At 50.5% G+C, this 16,960-nt stretch carries 14 protein-coding genes; 11 read left to right on the plus strand and 3 right to left on the minus strand.

Annotated elements, in window-relative coordinates:
* Positions 1-151: 151 nt before the first annotated feature.
* The 11 genes from H6G07_RS10730 to H6G07_RS10780 all read left to right on the plus strand — a co-directional run bounded on the left by H6G07_RS10730 (position 152) and on the right by H6G07_RS10780 (position 12,002).
* Positions 152-439, plus strand: a complete 288-nt coding sequence (locus H6G07_RS10730) for a YkvA family protein (RefSeq protein ID WP_073608291.1) — start codon at positions 152-154, stop codon at positions 437-439.
* Positions 439-1,266: a metal ABC transporter permease gene (locus H6G07_RS10735; protein ID WP_073608290.1), complete on the plus strand. Its 828-nt coding sequence runs from the start codon at positions 439-441 to the stop codon at positions 1,264-1,266. The genes H6G07_RS10730 and H6G07_RS10735 overlap by 1 nt, the downstream gene beginning before the upstream one ends.
* A 369-nt stretch (positions 1,267-1,635) precedes the next feature.
* Entirely contained in the window at positions 1,636-2,454 is an 819-nt protein-coding gene (locus tag H6G07_RS10740; RefSeq protein WP_073608289.1) for an ABC transporter permease, read from the plus strand.
* On the plus strand, positions 2,444-3,835 hold the full coding sequence (locus H6G07_RS10745) for an ABC transporter ATP-binding protein (protein WP_073608288.1): 1,392 nt from the start codon (positions 2,444-2,446) through the stop codon (positions 3,833-3,835). The genes H6G07_RS10740 and H6G07_RS10745 overlap by 11 nt, the downstream gene beginning before the upstream one ends.
* Positions 3,828-4,874, plus strand: coding sequence for a class I SAM-dependent methyltransferase (locus H6G07_RS10750; RefSeq protein WP_171972999.1), 1,047 nt, complete (start codon positions 3,828-3,830; stop codon positions 4,872-4,874). The genes H6G07_RS10745 and H6G07_RS10750 overlap by 8 nt, the downstream gene beginning before the upstream one ends.
* A gap of 187 nt (positions 4,875-5,061) precedes the next feature.
* Positions 5,062-6,450 carry a glycosyltransferase family 4 protein gene (locus H6G07_RS10755; RefSeq protein WP_171972998.1) on the plus strand — a complete coding sequence of 463 codons (1,389 nt, stop codon included), beginning with the start codon at positions 5,062-5,064 and terminating at the stop codon, positions 6,448-6,450.
* Positions 6,447-7,364: a glycosyltransferase family 2 protein gene (locus tag H6G07_RS10760; RefSeq protein WP_073608285.1), complete on the plus strand. Its 918-nt coding sequence runs from the start codon at positions 6,447-6,449 to the stop codon at positions 7,362-7,364. Before H6G07_RS10755 ends, H6G07_RS10760 begins: the two co-directional genes overlap by 4 nt.
* A gap of 12 nt (positions 7,365-7,376) precedes the next feature.
* The gene (locus H6G07_RS10765) at positions 7,377-8,555 is read left to right on the plus strand and encodes a glycosyltransferase family 4 protein (RefSeq protein WP_073608284.1); all 1,179 of its coding nucleotides are present in this window, start codon (positions 7,377-7,379) and stop codon (positions 8,553-8,555) included.
* Between the two features lie 173 nt (positions 8,556-8,728).
* Positions 8,729-9,877, plus strand: a complete 1,149-nt coding sequence (locus tag H6G07_RS10770) for a glycosyltransferase family 4 protein (protein WP_073608283.1) — start codon at positions 8,729-8,731, stop codon at positions 9,875-9,877.
* A 37-nt stretch (positions 9,878-9,914) separates the two neighbouring features.
* Positions 9,915-10,877, plus strand: coding sequence for a GDP-mannose 4,6-dehydratase (locus H6G07_RS10775; RefSeq protein WP_073608282.1), 963 nt, complete (start codon positions 9,915-9,917; stop codon positions 10,875-10,877).
* Between the two features lie 51 nt (positions 10,878-10,928).
* A complete protein-coding gene (locus H6G07_RS10780; RefSeq protein WP_073608281.1) occupies positions 10,929-12,002 on the plus strand; it encodes a glycosyltransferase family 4 protein in 1,074 nt (357 codons plus the stop codon).
* Positions 12,003-12,062: 60 nt separating this feature from the next.
* Here the strand turns inward: H6G07_RS10780 and H6G07_RS10785 are convergent, their stop codons facing one another.
* From H6G07_RS10785 to H6G07_RS10795, 3 genes are all read right to left on the minus strand, one after another.
* Complete coding sequence (locus H6G07_RS10785; protein WP_073608280.1) at positions 12,063-12,512, minus strand: phosphate-starvation-inducible PsiE family protein; 450 nt, start codon at positions 12,510-12,512, stop codon at positions 12,063-12,065.
* Positions 12,513-12,525: 13 nt separating this feature from the next.
* Complete coding sequence (locus H6G07_RS10790; protein ID WP_073608279.1) at positions 12,526-14,760, minus strand: molybdopterin oxidoreductase family protein; 2,235 nt, start codon at positions 14,758-14,760, stop codon at positions 12,526-12,528.
* A gap of 418 nt (positions 14,761-15,178) precedes the next feature.
* On the minus strand, positions 15,179-16,774 hold the full coding sequence (locus H6G07_RS10795) for a ferredoxin--nitrite reductase (protein WP_073608278.1): 1,596 nt from the start codon (positions 16,772-16,774) through the stop codon (positions 15,179-15,181).
* Between the last annotated feature and the right edge of the window lie 186 nt (positions 16,775-16,960).

A 16,960-nucleotide genomic window follows, 5' to 3' on the forward strand; every position in this document is an offset into this window, starting at 1 on the left:
TTGTCTTTCTTCAATAGCTGGCTATTCTTCTCCGGGTCAACTTTTTGGTTTCCCATGGCCAGCTTGCCCTCAGAAAACGCCGAGGCGATCGCCCAAGAGATTGTATTACAGTAGTCGGTGACGAGTCCTGAATCTTCTCTTCGTCTCCCCCATGAAAATTCCGTTCTTTAGTCGTCTCTACAGCGGCCTGCTAAAGCGTCCCCGCTACCGCTGGGTCGTCATGGGTGCCTCGCTCATCTACCTAGTGAGCCCTATCGACGTTTCCCCCGACTTTATTCCCGTAGCGGGCTGGATTGACGATGGTGTAGTCGCAACTCTGCTGGCCACCGGCATTACCCAGGTCTTGCTCGATCGCCGCCAGACCATGAAAGACCAGAAAACCCTGGCCAACCATACTACCGGCGTGATATCTCTACCTACCGACCCCAAAAAACCCTAATGAACTGGCTGCTCGACCCGCTTAGCTACGACTTTATGCGCCAGGCGCTGCTGGCCAGCCTGCTGGTGGGCATTCTTTGCCCAGTCGTCGGCACCTATCTGATCGTGCAGCGCATGGCCATGCTGGGGGATGTGGTAGCTCACGGAGTGCTGCCGGGATTGGCGATCGCCAGCTTTTTCAACCTCCCCATTTTGCTGGGGGCCTTTACCATGGGCCTGTTCAGCACCGCCGTCATCGCCTGGATTCGCAGTCAGTCGCGCATCAAGGTTGATACAGCGATGGCCATTACCTTTTCTACCTTCTTCTCCCTCGGCATTACCCTGCTAACGGTGTTTCGTAGTCGCGTCTCCCTAGAGCAGCTCTTGTTTGGCGACATTCTCAGCATTAATGCCAGCGATGTCTGGCAAATCGCCCTAATCGCTGGACTGGTGCTCACAGGAGTAGCCCTATTTTACAAAGAACTCCTGTTCCTCACCTTCGACCCGCTTGGTGCTGAAGCCCTAGGCCTACCCGTCAATGCCATCAACCTTGGCCTGATGGCTGGGATAACTCTAGCTATTATCGCCGGTATGAAAACCGTAGGCGTAATTTTGGTCGTGGCCCTCATGGTCGGCCCCGCCGCCACGGCCTACCTACTGGTCAAAGAACTCCACTGGATGATGATCCTAGGCGCGGCCCTGGGAGTACTCTTTGGGATCGTGGGCATGTACAGCAGCTACTATTTAGATATTCCGTCGGGGCCTGCGATCGGCCTTACGGTGTTTGTGGGGTTCTTGCTGGCTCTGCTGTTTAGCCCTCGTCAAGGCATTCTCACCCGGCGTTTTTAGAGAGAGTGGAGCCAGTAGGCCTCCTCTTCCCGTTCATGGTCAGCTACAATTACCATCTACCTTGTATTTTCTCATTTAGATGTAAACTCCCATAGCTGAACGCGGCGTCAAGTCCGTCAACTGAAACCCATGAGGGAAGGTATTTCGTTGATGCCAGAGTGCCATGCGATTAAGTCGGTCAACCAAAACCCTTGCTAAAGTCTGGTTGGTATTTATGCCCTACAGACACAGATCCACCAGCGAATGATTTGACCAAAGCGAGGGATGAGAGCGTGATTCAGTTCCTTCAGTTGATAACAAAAACCTCATCCAGGAAAATAAGGTTTTTGTTATATCACCCAAGTTCTTTAGAATGTTTGGTTTTGTTTGATGCAGCAGTTTAGCGCTACCCCCAATGAACTAATAGCAAGCTTTTGGCGTCACCGTGAACTCATTAGCTCCCTTGTTCAGCGCGATATCGTGGGTCGGTATCGTGGATCCGCATTGGGTATAATTTGGTCTTTTATCCACCCAATGTTTATGCTGGCTGTTTACACCTTTGTATTTAGTGTTGTCTTTCAGGCCAGATGGGGAAATGGTAGCGATTCTAAAGCTGAGTTTGCACTAGTTCTTTTTGCTGGTTTGATTGTCTTTAATCTGTTTGCTGAATGTGTGAATAGAGCATCTGGATTAATCACTTCTAATGTTAACTATGTAAAACGGGTTGTCTTTCCGTTGGAGATACTTCCCTGGGTAGCTTTAGGCTCAGCTCTTTTTCATGCTCTAATGAGCATCATTGTATGGTTAGTTTTCTATGTAGTGCTGTTCGGCTTACCAAATATTAGTATCATCTTACTGCCAGCGATAATTTTACCGCTCATCTTCTTGACTATGGGGCTGACTTGGTTTTTTGCCGCTCTGGGAGTCTATCTTCGCGATATCTCACAGGTAACTACAATTATGACCACAGTACTCATGTTTCTATCCCCTATTTTCTACCCTGCCTCAGCTCTGCCACAAAATTTCCAACCCATACTCCTTCTAAACCCACTTGCCCCTGCCCTTGAGCAATTTAGAGGAGTATTGATGTGGGGTGAAGTACCTAAGTTTCATATTTGGGGGTTGTACTTATCACTAACAGCCGCTGTAGCCTGGTTGGGCTTTGCTTGGTTTCAAAAAGTACGCAGAGGATTTTCGGATGTCCTCTGATGTAGCGATTAGCGTCAACAACCTCAGCAAATGCTATCAGATCTATGAGAAACCTCAAGATCGTTTATTTCAGATGCTTAGTAGAGGCAAAAAACAGTATTTCAAAGAGTTTTGGGCGCTCAAAGACATATCGTTTGAAATCCAAAAAGGTGAAACATTCGGCATAATTGGCCGCAACGGCAGCGGCAAAAGTACTCTTCTTCAGATACTCGCTGGAACCTTAGCTCAGACAAGTGGAGCTGTAACTGTAAACGGGCGAATTGCGGCTTTGTTAGAATTGGGTAGCGGCTTCAATCCTGATTTTACGGGTCGGGAGAATGTTTTTTTGAATGGCAGCATATTAGGTCTGACAAAGCAAGAAATAACTGATCGCTACGATAGAATTGTGGATTTTGCTGATATAGGAGAGTTCATTGATCAACCCGTCAAAACCTACTCCAGCGGTATGTTTGTTCGGCTTGCTTTTGCTGTCCAAGCTCATATTGATGCCAGCATTGTCATCATTGATGAAGCCCTAGCGGTGGGAGATGTATTTTTTAGGCAAAAGTGCTATGGTCGCTTAGAGGAATTGCGATCTTCTGGGGCCGCAATTCTCTTAGTTTCACACTCTATGCCAGACATTGAACAATATTGCAAACGAGCTATTCTGCTAGATAATGGGCATCAAAAGTTTATTGGAGAAGCACCAGAAGCAAGCAAACATTATTATTTATTACATCAAGAGAAGTATAAGTTAAATTCATCTTATTCAGAGAGTCTACCGCCGAGTGCTCCATTAAAGAAAAATAATAAAGATGTTCTTAATAGACCACCAATTGAAGCCTATATTGACCTAGCGAATAAATCACAGATTAGCAACGGACAAGCTCGATGTTCAGGGGTTGCTTTAACCAACACAAGTGGTGAAACTTGCAATAGCTTCCGGCAAGGCGAAACTCTTGTTCTACATTATGATTTCTTGCTAAAATCCTTTATCGAAGTTCCCATATGCGGTGCTGTTATTTCTAATGACAAGGGGATAATTGTCCACGGTAAAAATAACTGGGAAGCTGATGTAATGCTTGAAACGCCTCTATATCCAGGCGATACGTTTTCTTGTAAGCAGGAAATCGTCTTAGATATAGCTCCCGGAGATTATGTAATTGAAGTTGGCTTTGCCTCAATTTCTATGACTGACTTTGAGAAATTTTCTACCCTTTCAAACGAAGAGTTTAATGCCAGAGAAAATCGCATCTGCCATGTTCCTAAAGCCGCTCAATTCTCAGTAGGACTTGCAAGCAGAGGAAATACATACTTCTTAAAGCATCATGGGATTGCTGATTTGCCAAGTCAGCTCAAATTATCTGCTCTATCACATAACTCACAAACAAAAAATGGCTGATCCAGTAGTTTGTTGGTGTGGGAATGCTGATCTTTCACCATTCTCTTCTGAATACAGTGAATGCAAAAGTTGTGAAACACTCGTTTCTTTAACCCCATTGACTACCGCTCAATTAGCTGTCAATGATGATGATACAGATTTTTACGGAAAACAGTATTGGCTAAATCATCAAAGACAAGATTTAGGTTTTCCTGATATACGCTCTCGATCACGCAATGATTTGACGGAGCGTAACCTTCATTGGCTCAAAGTGCTACTGAAGTATTGCTTGCCTGCCGCGGATGTCCTAGAGATTGGGTGTGGCCATGGTAGCTTTGTAGCGCTTATGCAGCAAACAGGGTACAGGGCTTCTGGAGTTGAAATGAGCCCATGGGTAGTGTCTTTCGGTCATGAGGCTTTTCAGGTGCCTATCCATTTAGGTCCAGTAGAAAATCTTGACATTCCACTTAATAGTCTGGACGCAATAGTTTTAATGGACGTATTAGAGCATTTGCCTGATCCAGTATCAACTCTCCGCTGCTGTGCTGATTTTCTAAAACCAGAAGGCTTCTTACTCATTCAGACTCCAGAATTTCAAGAGAACATGAGCTATCAGCTTTTGAAGGAATCTCAGAGTCCATTCTTAAAGATGCTTCAAGCCGACGAGCACTTGCACCTGTTTAGCCAAAAGTCTGTGACTAAATGCTTAGAGCAAGTTAGTCTTAACCATATCTATTTTGAGCCTGCTATTTTTTCAGCATATGACATGTTTTTCATAGCTAGCAAGACGCACTTAAATGCATACAGCACTGACCAAATAGAGTCTACTTTGCTGGCTCATCCTCACAGTCGGTTAACGCTAGCTATGCTTGACTTGAGGGAGCGTGAGCTGGCTTTGGCTGAAGCATTGCAAGAATCGGAAAAGGATCGTGCTGAACGATTAAACCAAATCATTCTTTTGACACAGCAACTAAAGGAATCCGAAATCGATCGGGAAGCAAGACTGAATCAAATTAATACTCTAACTAAATGGCTCGAGGAGGAGCGTGGTGAGAGCTAGTCTAAGTATCTTTAAAGTTGTTTAACGGGAAAATCGTATTTCTTATGCCACCAAGGTATACCTGATACTTTAAAGGAAAGCGTTTTAGATGTGAACATATGCACCCCATCACAGCGGGGAGACTGTAACAGGCTGAACAACATTAACGGTATTAATAGTATTACTATATATGATCAAACCCTCTGTCATGAAAGTTGCTGTTGACTTAACACCTCTTCGCCCAGGCGGTGAAAATGGTGGAGCCAAAACTTTAGTATTAACTCTTCTGAAGGAATTTTCCTCAATTCAGTCGAGTCATTTTGAATATCTTTTAATTACTGAATCTTGGAATCATCAAGAGCTACTAGAGTTTCAAACAAGCAACATTACCTGCCTTCTAAAGTCAGATATCTTTTCTGCGCTCACAACAGAGCCTGCTCAGTCAAAGAAAAATCATAAAATCAATCTAATCCTTATCAAGTTATCATCATTCAAATCTAATTTGAAAAAGATTTTAAAGATACTATTAGATGGTTCTATTGTTGTTGGGAAACGTACCATAGGGATCCTTCCATTTGGGCTTTCAAGGTTTAGTTTTTCTCTTAAGCAACACCTGAGAAAGTTTCGAAATAGTCTGCCTAATCAAGAAGTAGTTGCTCCGCTATTTAAGCCAACAATTCTTCAAAATAATTATAATATTGATTTACTATTCTGTCCTTTCTCTGACCCAACGTTTGCCGAACCTGGATTGCCTCTTGTTGCGATCGCTTATGATTTTCAGCATTTAGATTTGCCCTTTCTTTTTAGTGATGATGAGCGATCTCATCGGACTCGGTTTCTCAAAGATCTTCTGCGCAAAGCCAGTCAGATTATTTGCATTTCTGAGTTTACTCGCCAGTCTTTCTTAACTCATTTGGATGGGGATCCTGAGAGACTAACGTCAATTCCCATCTGTATTCATGAGCGGCTAACCAAGATTTCAAATGATTTGGTTGAACCTACTCTCGACAAACTAGGTTTAGGAAGCCGACAATACTTATTTTTTCCTGCTAACTTCTGGCTTCATAAGAATCATCGTATGCTCCTAGCTGCATACTCTATTTACAAAAAGAGGTTTCCAAAGTCAACCGTGAATTTAGTATTTACCGGAGCATTGGAGGAACCTCAAAAAGAAGTTAAGAACCTAGTGTTTAGGCTAGGTTATGAGGATTGTGTTCATTTTCTGGGCTTTCTAAGTCAAGCAGAATTGATTGCCGTATGGCAGGGCTGTAAGGGTTTAATATTTCCCTCGCTTTATGAGGGGTTTGGCATTCCGATCCTAGAGGCTATGTGGTTTGATAAACCAATTGCCTGTAGTTCGATTGGAAGTTTGCCTGAAGTTGGTGGAGATGCCACTGTCTATTTTGATCCGCGTAAACCAGAAAGTATTGCTGATGCGATCGCAGCAGTCGCTCACAATGATGAGTTGACTACTCAGCTAAGACGCCGTGCTCGGCAGCAACTGCAGACATTTAGTCAACGCTCCATGACTGAACAATATTTAGATGTGTTTAGAGCTGCTGTGTCACATTCATCACCGCTCCGGAGATTGGAATGACTCTTACCTTTAGTGTAATTACCCCATCCTATAATCAGGGGCAGTTTATTGAACGGACAATTCAGAGTATTTTGTCTCAAACTGCTGTTGAATTTGACTATATGGTTTGTGACGGGGGTAGTAAAGATGAGACGATAAAAGTTTTAAAGAAATATCAAGCACATTTGCGTTGGGTTAGCGAGCCCGACGGTGGTCAAGCAGATGCTGTCAATAGAGGTATTCGCTCCACCCAAGGAGACATTATTGCTTGGATTAATTCTGATGATATTTATTATCCTGGCGCTTTTAAGAAAGTACAAAACGTATTTCTAAGTCATCCTGAGGTTAGCGTAGTTTATGGTAATGCTAACCACATTGATAGGGAAGATGGTTATATAGAACCTTACCCTACCGAGCCTTGGAACTATAATCGCTTAAAAGAAATATGCTTTCTATGTCAGCCTGCTGTTTTCTTCCGACGCCAGATGGTGAATGATTATGGCGATCTAGATGCCAGCCTTAAATTTTGTATGGATTATGAACTCTGGCTTCGGTATGGCAAACAGGGCAGTTTCTTTTATCTTCCAGACTTACTGGCTGGCTCACGATTTTATCAAGACACTAAAACTTTAGGCCAAAGGGTTGCTGTTCACTACGAAATCAATGAAATGCTAAAAGCTAAGTTACTTAGATCGCCAGAACGGTGGGTTTTAGCCTATGCTTCGGTTTTAGCAGAAGAAGAAGAGAAATCTCAAGGGCGCGACTCAAACAATCTATGGGTTCAAGTGCAGCGCGTTAACACATTTTTCTTTGAGGCTTTTCGTGGCTATCGTCGGTGGCGAAACTTTGCAGTTTCACCATCGACGGCTTGGCAAATATTACGCTGGACAGTAGCTGCTTATTATCGTTTTTTAAAAAGCAAAGTTCTTTTATAGTCTGGGCTCGTTATGAAAATAGGGTTTGACATCAGCCAAACTGGCAGTACAAGAACTGGCTGTGGTTTTTATGCTGATGCTTTGATCAGAGAAATGATAAGCCGACATCAAGAGGACACCTTCTATCTTTATAAAACCTTTGGCACTACCTATTGGGATCCTGAGTATCGAGAAAACATTTCTTCCTTAGATCTTAAAAATTGTATTTATCCGCTAAACTTTAAGCGGAAAGAGGATTCTTTTCGCTTCTGGGGCACTTCTCACGGAATTGACGAGGGTCAAGCTGGCTCACCTGAAATTATTCATGCCAATAATTTTTCGAGTCCCTGCCTGCAGCGAGCACGGTTAGTTTACACTGTTTATGATTTAAGTTTTATTGATTTGCCTGAATGTACTACTGAAGAAAATCGCCATATTTGTTTTAATGGAATGCTGGAAGCATCACTTTCAGCAGACATGGTGATTGCTATTTCTCGCTATAGTAAGAAAAGATTTTTGGAAAATTTTCCACATTTTCCTGAAGAGCGAGTAGTAGTGACTCATTTGGGCAACCGCTTATCGGTAGATGGCCTTGAAGAACGTCCGTCACAGCTCGGTACCAAAACAAATTTTTTCCTTTCTGTGGGAACTTTAGAACCCAGAAAAAATCTGCGGCGATTGCTTGCGGCCTATAAGCGCTATGCCAACCATTCGTCCCAGCCAAAACCGCTAGTTTTGGCTGGGACGAATGGTTGGCTAGAAGACGATTTGAATGATTACATTGCCAATCTTAAGTTACAAAACCAGGTATATGTCTTAGGTTATGTCAGCGATGCTGTTCTTCGATGGCTCTATCGGCGCTGCTGGGCATTTGTCTATCCCTCTCTTTATGAGGGCTTTGGCTTACCTGTATTAGAAGCCATGGGATTTGGCGCAGCGGTGATCACGTCAAATACGAGTAGCCTGCCTGAAGTTGGTGGAGATGCTGTTCTTTATGTCGATCCATCTAATGAAGATAGTATTGTGGCGGCACTCAAGCAAGTTGATGAGCCTATTTGCCGCAATGCTTGTCGAGATAAAAGCCTTCAGCAGGCCCAACTTTTCTCTTGGGAAAAGTCTGCGGCTGCTGTCTATGCTGCTTATGAGCAAGTATTAAAAATGCCGCGCTATAGTCGCCCTGCCGCAGACGGCGAGACAGATTGCTCACGGTAGCGTATGCCCTCAAGTGTATTTTAAGTGCCTGGGCAGAGGCAACTAGGAAAGACTGCTTACGACAAAGTTTTTTGGCGGAAGTAGAATTTGATAGCGTAGAGCTAAGCGGAGGGAGAAGTCGGTTATTTTTAGGCTTTAAAGTTAATCGTAATAGTTAAAGTTTTGACCTACATATGTTTAGGGTTGTTGTAGACGCTACTCCAGTTTTGCCCAAGCCCAGCGGGGTAGGGTTGTACGTACTGAACCTGCTGGGGTCGATGCGATCGCTGCAAGCATCTGAAAACTTTAGCCTCGGCGTCGCCTACCAACCCAGCCTGAAAAACTGGTTGCGCGGGAATTTAGCTCTGCCTGAGGCGCTGACAACCTACGACAACGTGACCGTCTTACCCTTGCCGGTACGCCTGCTCAACCTGCTGGCCCAGTTGCCTAAAAATCCAGTTTTGGGGCAGCTAGAGCATCGGTTTGGTCAGCCCGACATCTACCACGGCACTAACTATGCAGTCTATCCCTGTCGCCATAGCCAGCGAGTGATGACGATTTATGATCTGTCATTCCTGCGCTACCCCGAGTATGTGACTGCCGTGGTGCGCACCTATAGTCAGCGGGTGCAGCAGTGTTTAAGCTGGACCGATCTGGTGGTGACTATTTCTGAAAGCTCTAAGCGCGACATCGTGGAGTATATGGGGGTTTCGCCAGAGCGGATATGGGTAACGCCTTTGGCTAGCCGCTACGCCGATGACACCCAGGCGGTGAGTCGTGCCGTGAAAGCAGTTGATTTGGGCGATCGCCCCTATATTCTCTTTGTTAGCACCCTAGAACCTCGCAAGAATATAGTGCGCCTGATTCGGGCCTTTGACCAGCTTAAAAATAAGCATCGAATTGATCATCAACTGGTGCTGGTGGGCCAAAAGGGATGGCAGTTTGAGCCGATCTTTGAGGCGATCGCTGCCTCTCCCTGGCAGCATCACATTCGCCATCTCGACTATCTCTCTGATGCTGAAGTAGCTTACTGCTACAAAAATGCCGATGTGTTTGCCTACCCCTCTCTCTACGAGGGTTTTGGTCTGCCGGTGCTGGAGGCCATGACCCTAGGCTGTCCGGTGGTTACTGCCAATACGTCGTCTTTACCGGAGGTGGCTGGTGATGCGGCGCTGTTGGTAGACCCCACTAGCGTGGAAGACTTGGCTGAAGCGCTATGGCAGGTGATTGGCGATCGCCCTCTACGCCAGGCCTTGATTGCCAAAGGCTATCATCAGGCCGCTCAGTTTTCCTGGACTCGTACGGCTAAATTAACGCTGGCGGCCTATCGTTCACTACTATAGATAAGCCCAGCCCTAGGGATCTTAGCGAGCAGTTTCAATGGCAAAGAAAGCGTTGATTACGGGCCTCACCGGCCAAGACGGATCGTACCTGGCTGAGCTTTTGCTGTCGCAGGGGTATGAGGTCTGTGGCATGGTCAGGCGCTCTAGTTCCAGCAGTTTTGAGCGCATCAGCCATTTTTCAAATCAGATTGAAGTCATATCTGGCGATCTGCTAGACCAGTTCTCTCTAATTGACGCCATCGAGCAGACGCAGCCCGATGAGATTTACAACTTGGCCTCTCAGAGCTATGTGCCTTTGTCTTGGACACAGCCTGCCCTAACCGCTGAGTACACAGCCCTTGGGGTATCTCGCCTGCTAGAGGCGATTCGGCGCTGCAAGCGCAGCACTCGCTTTTACCAGGCATCGAGCAGTGAGGTGTTTGGCCAGCCCGATGAGTCTCCCCAGACCGAACGCACCGCCTTTCGACCCCGCAATCCTTACGGGGTGGCCAAAGCTTACGCCCACTGGATGACAGTCAATTATCGCCAAAAGTACGATCTGTACGCCTGCTGCGGCATTACCTACACCCATGAGTCGCCGCGGCGGGGGGCTGAATTTGTCTTTCGTAAAATTACGCGGGGGGCGGTGCAGATTAAACTCGGCCTGGCTAAGGAACTGCGGCTGGGAAATTTAGATGCTCGACGAGACTGGTGCCATGCTCAGGATGTGGTGACGGCGATGTGGCTGATGCTGCAGCAGGAGAGCCCCGATGACTATATCATCGCTAGCGGTGAGACCCATTCTGTACGTGAGCTGGTGGATTGTGCATTTAGCTACCTGGGTCTGGACTACCAGCAGTATGTCAGCGTCGATCCGGCATTTTATCGCCCCGATGAGGATGTGCAACTGGTAGGGGCGATCGACAAGATTCAAACTCAGCTCAATTGGCAACCCCAGTATTCGTTTCAGCGCTTAGTTGAATCGATGGTTGACCACGATTTGAAAACGCTGAATGGGTAAGCACTGGCTAGCCGACCGCAGGGACGAAATACACAACCGAACGACTCTGGCATGACTGAGGCTGCCCTGCTGATTAACCTGGCGTTTATTCCTACCAAACCAACGGGGCTTGGGGTCTATGCGCTCAATCTGATTCGGCATCTTCCCAAGGAAGATAGCTGCATACTAAGCGATCGCGCGATCGCCGAATATCGCCATCTCCCCTCCCCTCCAGGGGCGACCACGGATTCAGGCAAGCAGGGCCATGCTCGACGGCTGTGGTGGACACAGTTTCAGGTGCCGAAGCTGTATCGGCAGCTTGGGGCAAAACTGCTATTTTCGCCCATTCCCGAAACACCGCTCTGGTCATCGTGCCGAACGGTGGTGACAGTGCACGACCTAATTCCCCTGCACTTTCCCCAAAAGGGGTCGCCGCTGACGCTGTATTTTCGACACTATCTGCCCCAGGTGATTCGCCAGGCTGAGCACATCATTTGCGACTCTGAGTCAACCCTGCGCGATATTCACCGCTTTTTTGGTTCACCGCCGGGGGCCACGACAGTCATTCCGCTGGCCTACGATGCTGATCATTATCGCTGGCTAGATTTGCCGCGCCAGCCCTATTTTCTCTATGTGGGTAGCCACTACACCTACAAGAACTTGGGCCGTCTGATTGAGGCTTTTGCACAAACCAGGTTACCCGACTTTAAGCTGTTGATTGCTGGAGTGCCTGACCCCCGCTATACGCCAGCGCTGCAAGCTCAGGTGGAGGCGATGGGGCTGGGCAATCGCGTCCAGTTTTTGGCCTATGTGCCCTACGATGAGCTGCCTCGGTTGATCAACCAGGCGATCGCGCTGGTGTTTCCCAGTCTGTGGGAAGGGTTTGGCCTGCCCGTTCTAGAGGCGATGGCCTGCGGTACCCCTGTCATTACGTCTAACGTTTCTTCGCTGCCTGAAGTGGCTGGGGATGCGGCACTGTCAATCGACCCCTACAACGTCGGTGAGCTAGCCGAGGCGATGACCGCTGTGGCCAGTGACCCCACACTTTGGGCGACGCTTCACCAAGCGGGGCTGGCGCGAGTCAAGGCCTTTAGCTGGGAGCAGACTGGACGACGGACTAGCGAAATTCTTCAGCGCTATTTGTGAGTAAGTTTTGAGTATTTAATTTTGAATGATTAGAACTCAAAACTCAACATTAAAAACTAATTAACGGTGGCTGCTGCGCACGATCCAGTAGCTGATGGCGAGGGCAAAGACGGCGATCGCCAGCCCGATCAGCGTCGTACCCGACACCTTGTCCAGATCAAGAATAATGAACTTTCGGCCCACCGCCGTCAGGGCCGTGGCGATCACCAGCTCGACCTGCACTACGTGCTTTTGGATGTAGGCGGTGATATTTTCTAAAATTTCCAGGGCGATCAGCACCGTTAAAAAGAGACCGAAAATATCGATCACGGTCTGGCCCAAAAACTCGCCAGGAGCAGTGGTGAAAATGGCATGGATGAGCACCACGACCAGGTCAAATACGATCGCCAAAATAACGACGACCATACCCAGGGAAAGCACCTTCGAGATGCTGCCTTCAAACTGGTGCAGGCGGCCTAAAAAAACGTCGTTTTCGAGTTGCTTGATCAGCCGTTTGGCCCAGTTTGCCATCGATGCTAACTGCTCAGGAGGTGGGTGCTGCTGAGAGAATAGACGATTCTGTAGTCTCGGGTAAAGCTTCTGCGGCGACGGTTGCCGCCTCGGGGGGCTTCAGCGGCACGACTTGCACCGCACAGGCTTTGAGTTCGGGCTGGCCTGAGGTCGGGCAGGCGACCGGGTGGGTGAGGGCATTGCACTCGGCATTGTCGGCCCACAGACTGCCCCAGTGCATGGGCACAAACAGGGTGCCCCGGCGAATGTTTTGGGTCACCAGCAGGGGCAGGCGAACAGTGCCTCGGGGCGATCGCACCTCCACCCATTCCCCCCCCTGCACCTGGAGCTGCTGGGCATCGCGGGGGTTGATCTCGAGGAACGGAGCCGGGTGCATTTTCTGAATTTTTTCGATGCGCCCGGTGCGGGTTTGGGTGTGCCAGTGACCGTAAAGCCGCCCAGTGGTCAGCACAAAGGGAAACTGGTCGTCGGGGGGCTCGGCCAGGCCATTGGAGTGAAAGGCGGCGAAGCGAGCCCGGCGATCGGCAGTGTTAAACATACCTCGGGTGTAGAGGCGCTTGTCGTGGCGGGTGGCAGCGGTGGCGGTGGTTTCAGGGTCGGGACAGGGCCACTGAATGGGGCCAAGCGCTCGCAGGCGATCGTGGCTGAGGCCGGTGATGTCGCAGGGCTGCCCTCGGGTGATCTGGGCAAACTCGCGGTAGACCTCGGCGCTGGTGACAAACTCAAACTGGTGGGCAAAGCCCAAGCGACGGCCCACCTCGGCAAAAATTTCCCAGTCGGGGCGGGCCTCGCCGGGGGGCGAGCGAAAGGCAGGACAGAGAGTGACTACCCGCTCCGAGTTAGTCATAGTGCCGGTTTTTTCGCCCCACTGGGCAGCGGGCAGCAGCAGGTGGGCAAACTCGGCGGTCTCAGTAGGATAGTAGGCGTCTTGGTAGACGGTGAAGGGCGACTGGCGCAGCGCGGCCTTGGTGCGGTTGAGGTCGGGCAGGCTGACCGCTGGGTTGGTGGCGGCGATCCACAGCAGGCCCACCTGTTGGTGCTCTAGGGCCAGCATCATTTCGCCCACGGCTAGGCCCGGTGTTGCAGAAATCTGCCCGGCGGGCAATCCCCAGAACTGTTCCACCTGGTGGCGGTGGTCGGCGTTTTTCACCAGACGATAGCCCGGCAGAATGTGGGATAGCCCCCCGGCCTCGCGCCCGCCCATGGCGTTAGGCTGGCCGGTGAGGGAAAACGGCCCCGCCCCCGGTCGGCCAATGTTGCCGGTCATTAGGTGAAGGTTGATCAGCGACCTGACCTTTGCCGTTCCCTCCGACGACTGGTTGAGCCCCATCGACCACAGCGACAGCACCGCCTTGGCCTCGGCCCAGGCGCGGGCGGCAGTTTCTAGATCGGCGACGGTAATGCCGCAGCGATCGGCCACAATGGTCGGCTCGTAGTGGCGTAGCACCTCGGTGTAGGCGGCAAAGCCCTGGGTGCAGCCGTCAATAAACTCGGGATCAAGGCTGCCCCAGCGCAGCAGCAGGTGGCCAATGCCGTTGAGCAGGGTTATGTCGCTGCCGGGGCGAATCGCCAGGTGCAGGTCGGCGGCCTTAGCGGTGTCGGTGCGGCGAGGGTCAACCACGATTAGTTTGACGTGGCCGTGGCGCTTGTGGTGCTTGCGCAGGCGATTAAAGACAATGGGGTGGCACTCGGCGGCGTTGGTGCCGATTAGAAAGGCGCAGTCGGTGGCCTCTAGATCGGCGTAGCAGCAGGGCGGGCCGTCGCTGCCAAAGCTCTGGATGTAGCCCGCCACCGCCGACGACATGCACAGCCGCGAGTTGGCGTCGAAGTTGTTAGTACCCAGACAGCCCTTCACCAGCTTCTGGGCCACGTAGTAGTCTTCGGTTTGAAACTGGCCCGAGCCGTAGACGCAGATGCCGTCTGGCCCCATTTCCTGGCGCACGGTTTGAATGCGGTTGACGATCGCATCGAGCGCCACCTCCCACGACACCCGCTGGAAAGGCTCGTCAAGGGAGGCCCGCATCATTGGGTACTTGAGCCGATCGCGATCGAGGGACTCGGCCACGGTGGCCCCCTTGACGCACACCATACCCTGGCTGGAGGGATGGGCGCGATCGCCCCGCGTTTGCCACAGTGGATTTCCCTGGGCGTCGCGGATAGTGGGCTTGTTGGGCTGAGCCGGAGGTAGGACTTCCAGGCCGCAACCCACGCCGCAGTAGGGACACAAGGTTTTAGCCGGATCGGTCATAAGCTCAACGGGTAAACAGCAATAGAAATGGCTCAGAGGAATGGTAAAGGCGTGGTTGGAAATCCCCTATGCCCCTTTGAAAAGCCGGGTGGTTGAGAGCTGATCCCTAGAAGCCTGAGGTACTGAGATAGCTAATGATGGATTTATCAATGGAGTTATCTCACTCTCCTGAAGAACGCTGTAGAGCTTTCAAAGAAGCGCATTTCACTCTTTTAAGGGAGCTAACGAGGGCATCTCCTACCGCAAATATCTGGAGGGATCAATTCAAATCTCAAGCACACCTCACACCAAAAACCTTTCAAAAACACAAAGTTGTGAAAACCTAATATTCGCTATCGCCACCGGGCGATGGACTGTGCTACGTTTGCCTCAAATGCAAACTGTGTGTCCTGGGGCCGTTGGCCCACAGGACATTTTTTTAGTCCGCCGTCACCATTAGACCGTTGTGGGTTTCAGCAGCATTTTTGGGCTGGGCACCGAAGTTGTCGATCAGCAGCGATCGCAGCACTCCGTGCAGCTCATCACAGGGAATGCCCTGCTGCACCTTTTCACCCAGGTGAGCTTCCTTACCCACCTTGCCGCCCATAAAAATGTCCACCCCTTCCACGGTTTTGCCGTCCTTGCGCACCTTGGTGCCCATTAGACCAATGTCGGCCACCTGGGGCTGACCGCAGGAGTTGGGGCAGCCCGTCCAGTGAATTCGCACCGGCTGCGACAGGGTGAGTTCTGCGTCTAGGGCCTCGGCCAGGGCGACGGCGCGCTGCTTGGTTTCCACCAGGGCAAAGTTGCAGAACTGTGACCCGGTACAGGAAACCAGCGATCGCGTCAGGGCCGAGGGGGCGATCGAGAATTTCTCCAGCAGCGGCTCTTGCCGCAGCACCGCCAGCCGCGAGTCGGGCACGTTAGGAATAATCACGTTCTGCTCCACCGTCAGGCGCAGTTCGCCGCTGCCATAGACCTCCGCTAGCCGGGCCAGGTCAAACAGATCAGCCGCCTGCAAGCGCCCCACCGGGATGTGCAGCCCCACGTAGTTGAGCCCCACCTGCTTTTGGGGGTAGACGCCAATGTGGTCGCGCTTGTCCCAGTCCATTTCATCCTTGGGCGCAGCCGACAGCAGCGGCTGACCGTAGGCCACTTCCACCGCCGCCCGAAATTGATCCATCCCCCATTCGTCAATTAGCCACATCAGGCGGGCTTTTTGCCGGTTTACTCGGGGGCCGTGATCGCGGTACACCTCGAGAATGGCGCGGCACAGCTCCACAACGCTGTCGTCGTCAGAGGGCACCCAGGCATTGAGCGGAATGGCGGCCTCACAGCGGCGGGCGGAGAAAAATCCCCCCACTACGACGTTAAAGCCCAGCACGCCCTCTCGGTAGGCGGGCACAAAGGCAATGTCGTTAATCTCTGCGTGGATAGAGTTGTCGCGCCCGCCTTCAATGGCAATGTTGAATTTGCGAGGCAGGTTGCTAAAGGCCGCATTGCCTTCGCCATTGGCGGTGATCATATCTTGAACTTTGCGCACCAGCCCCTGGGTGTCGATCAGCTCGTCAGCGTCAAGGCCAGCCACGGGCGACCCGGTGATGTTGCGCACGTTGTCCATGCCCGACTGAATGGAGGTCAGGCCCGCCGCGTGCATACGGCGAAAAATATCGGGGATGTCTTCAAGCAGAATGCCCCGTAGCTGAAGGTTTTGGCGGGTGGTGATGTCGGCGCTGCCGTCTTCGCCATAGCGCTGGATAATTTCTGCCAGGGTGCGAGCCTTATAGCCGTTGAGCAACCCGTTGGGCAGCCGCAGCCGCAGCATAAACTTGCCGGGCGTCACCGGGCGAAAGAAAATGCCCAGCCACTTGAGCCGATGGGTGAGGTCGGTGTCGTCCACGGCTTCCCACCCTAGCTGGGCAAATTGCTCCAGCTCGTGCTTGACTAGCAGACCGTCTTTGTCGGCCTTAAACTGTTCAAACTTGTTGAGTTTGGCAGTGGCCGCTGTGCTGGCCGTGTTGATAGAAGTGGTCACTGGTACACCGTTGTAGCAAGACGTTTACCGACGTATTCCCTACCTGAGGCTCCAACTGGTGAAAGTCTCCCAGTCTCCCCCGGACGCTACTGCCTCAATCGCTACAGAACGATCGGGATCAGCCTAGGGTTAGGTGTGGCTAGCCTAGAACCGCTCTAAACAGGCTTTTGTATAGACTCATACGTT

Source organism: Phormidium tenue FACHB-1052, assembly GCF_014696675.1.
Taxonomy (GTDB): Bacteria; Cyanobacteriota; Cyanobacteriia; order Phormidesmidales; family Phormidesmidaceae; genus Nodosilinea; species Nodosilinea tenuis_A.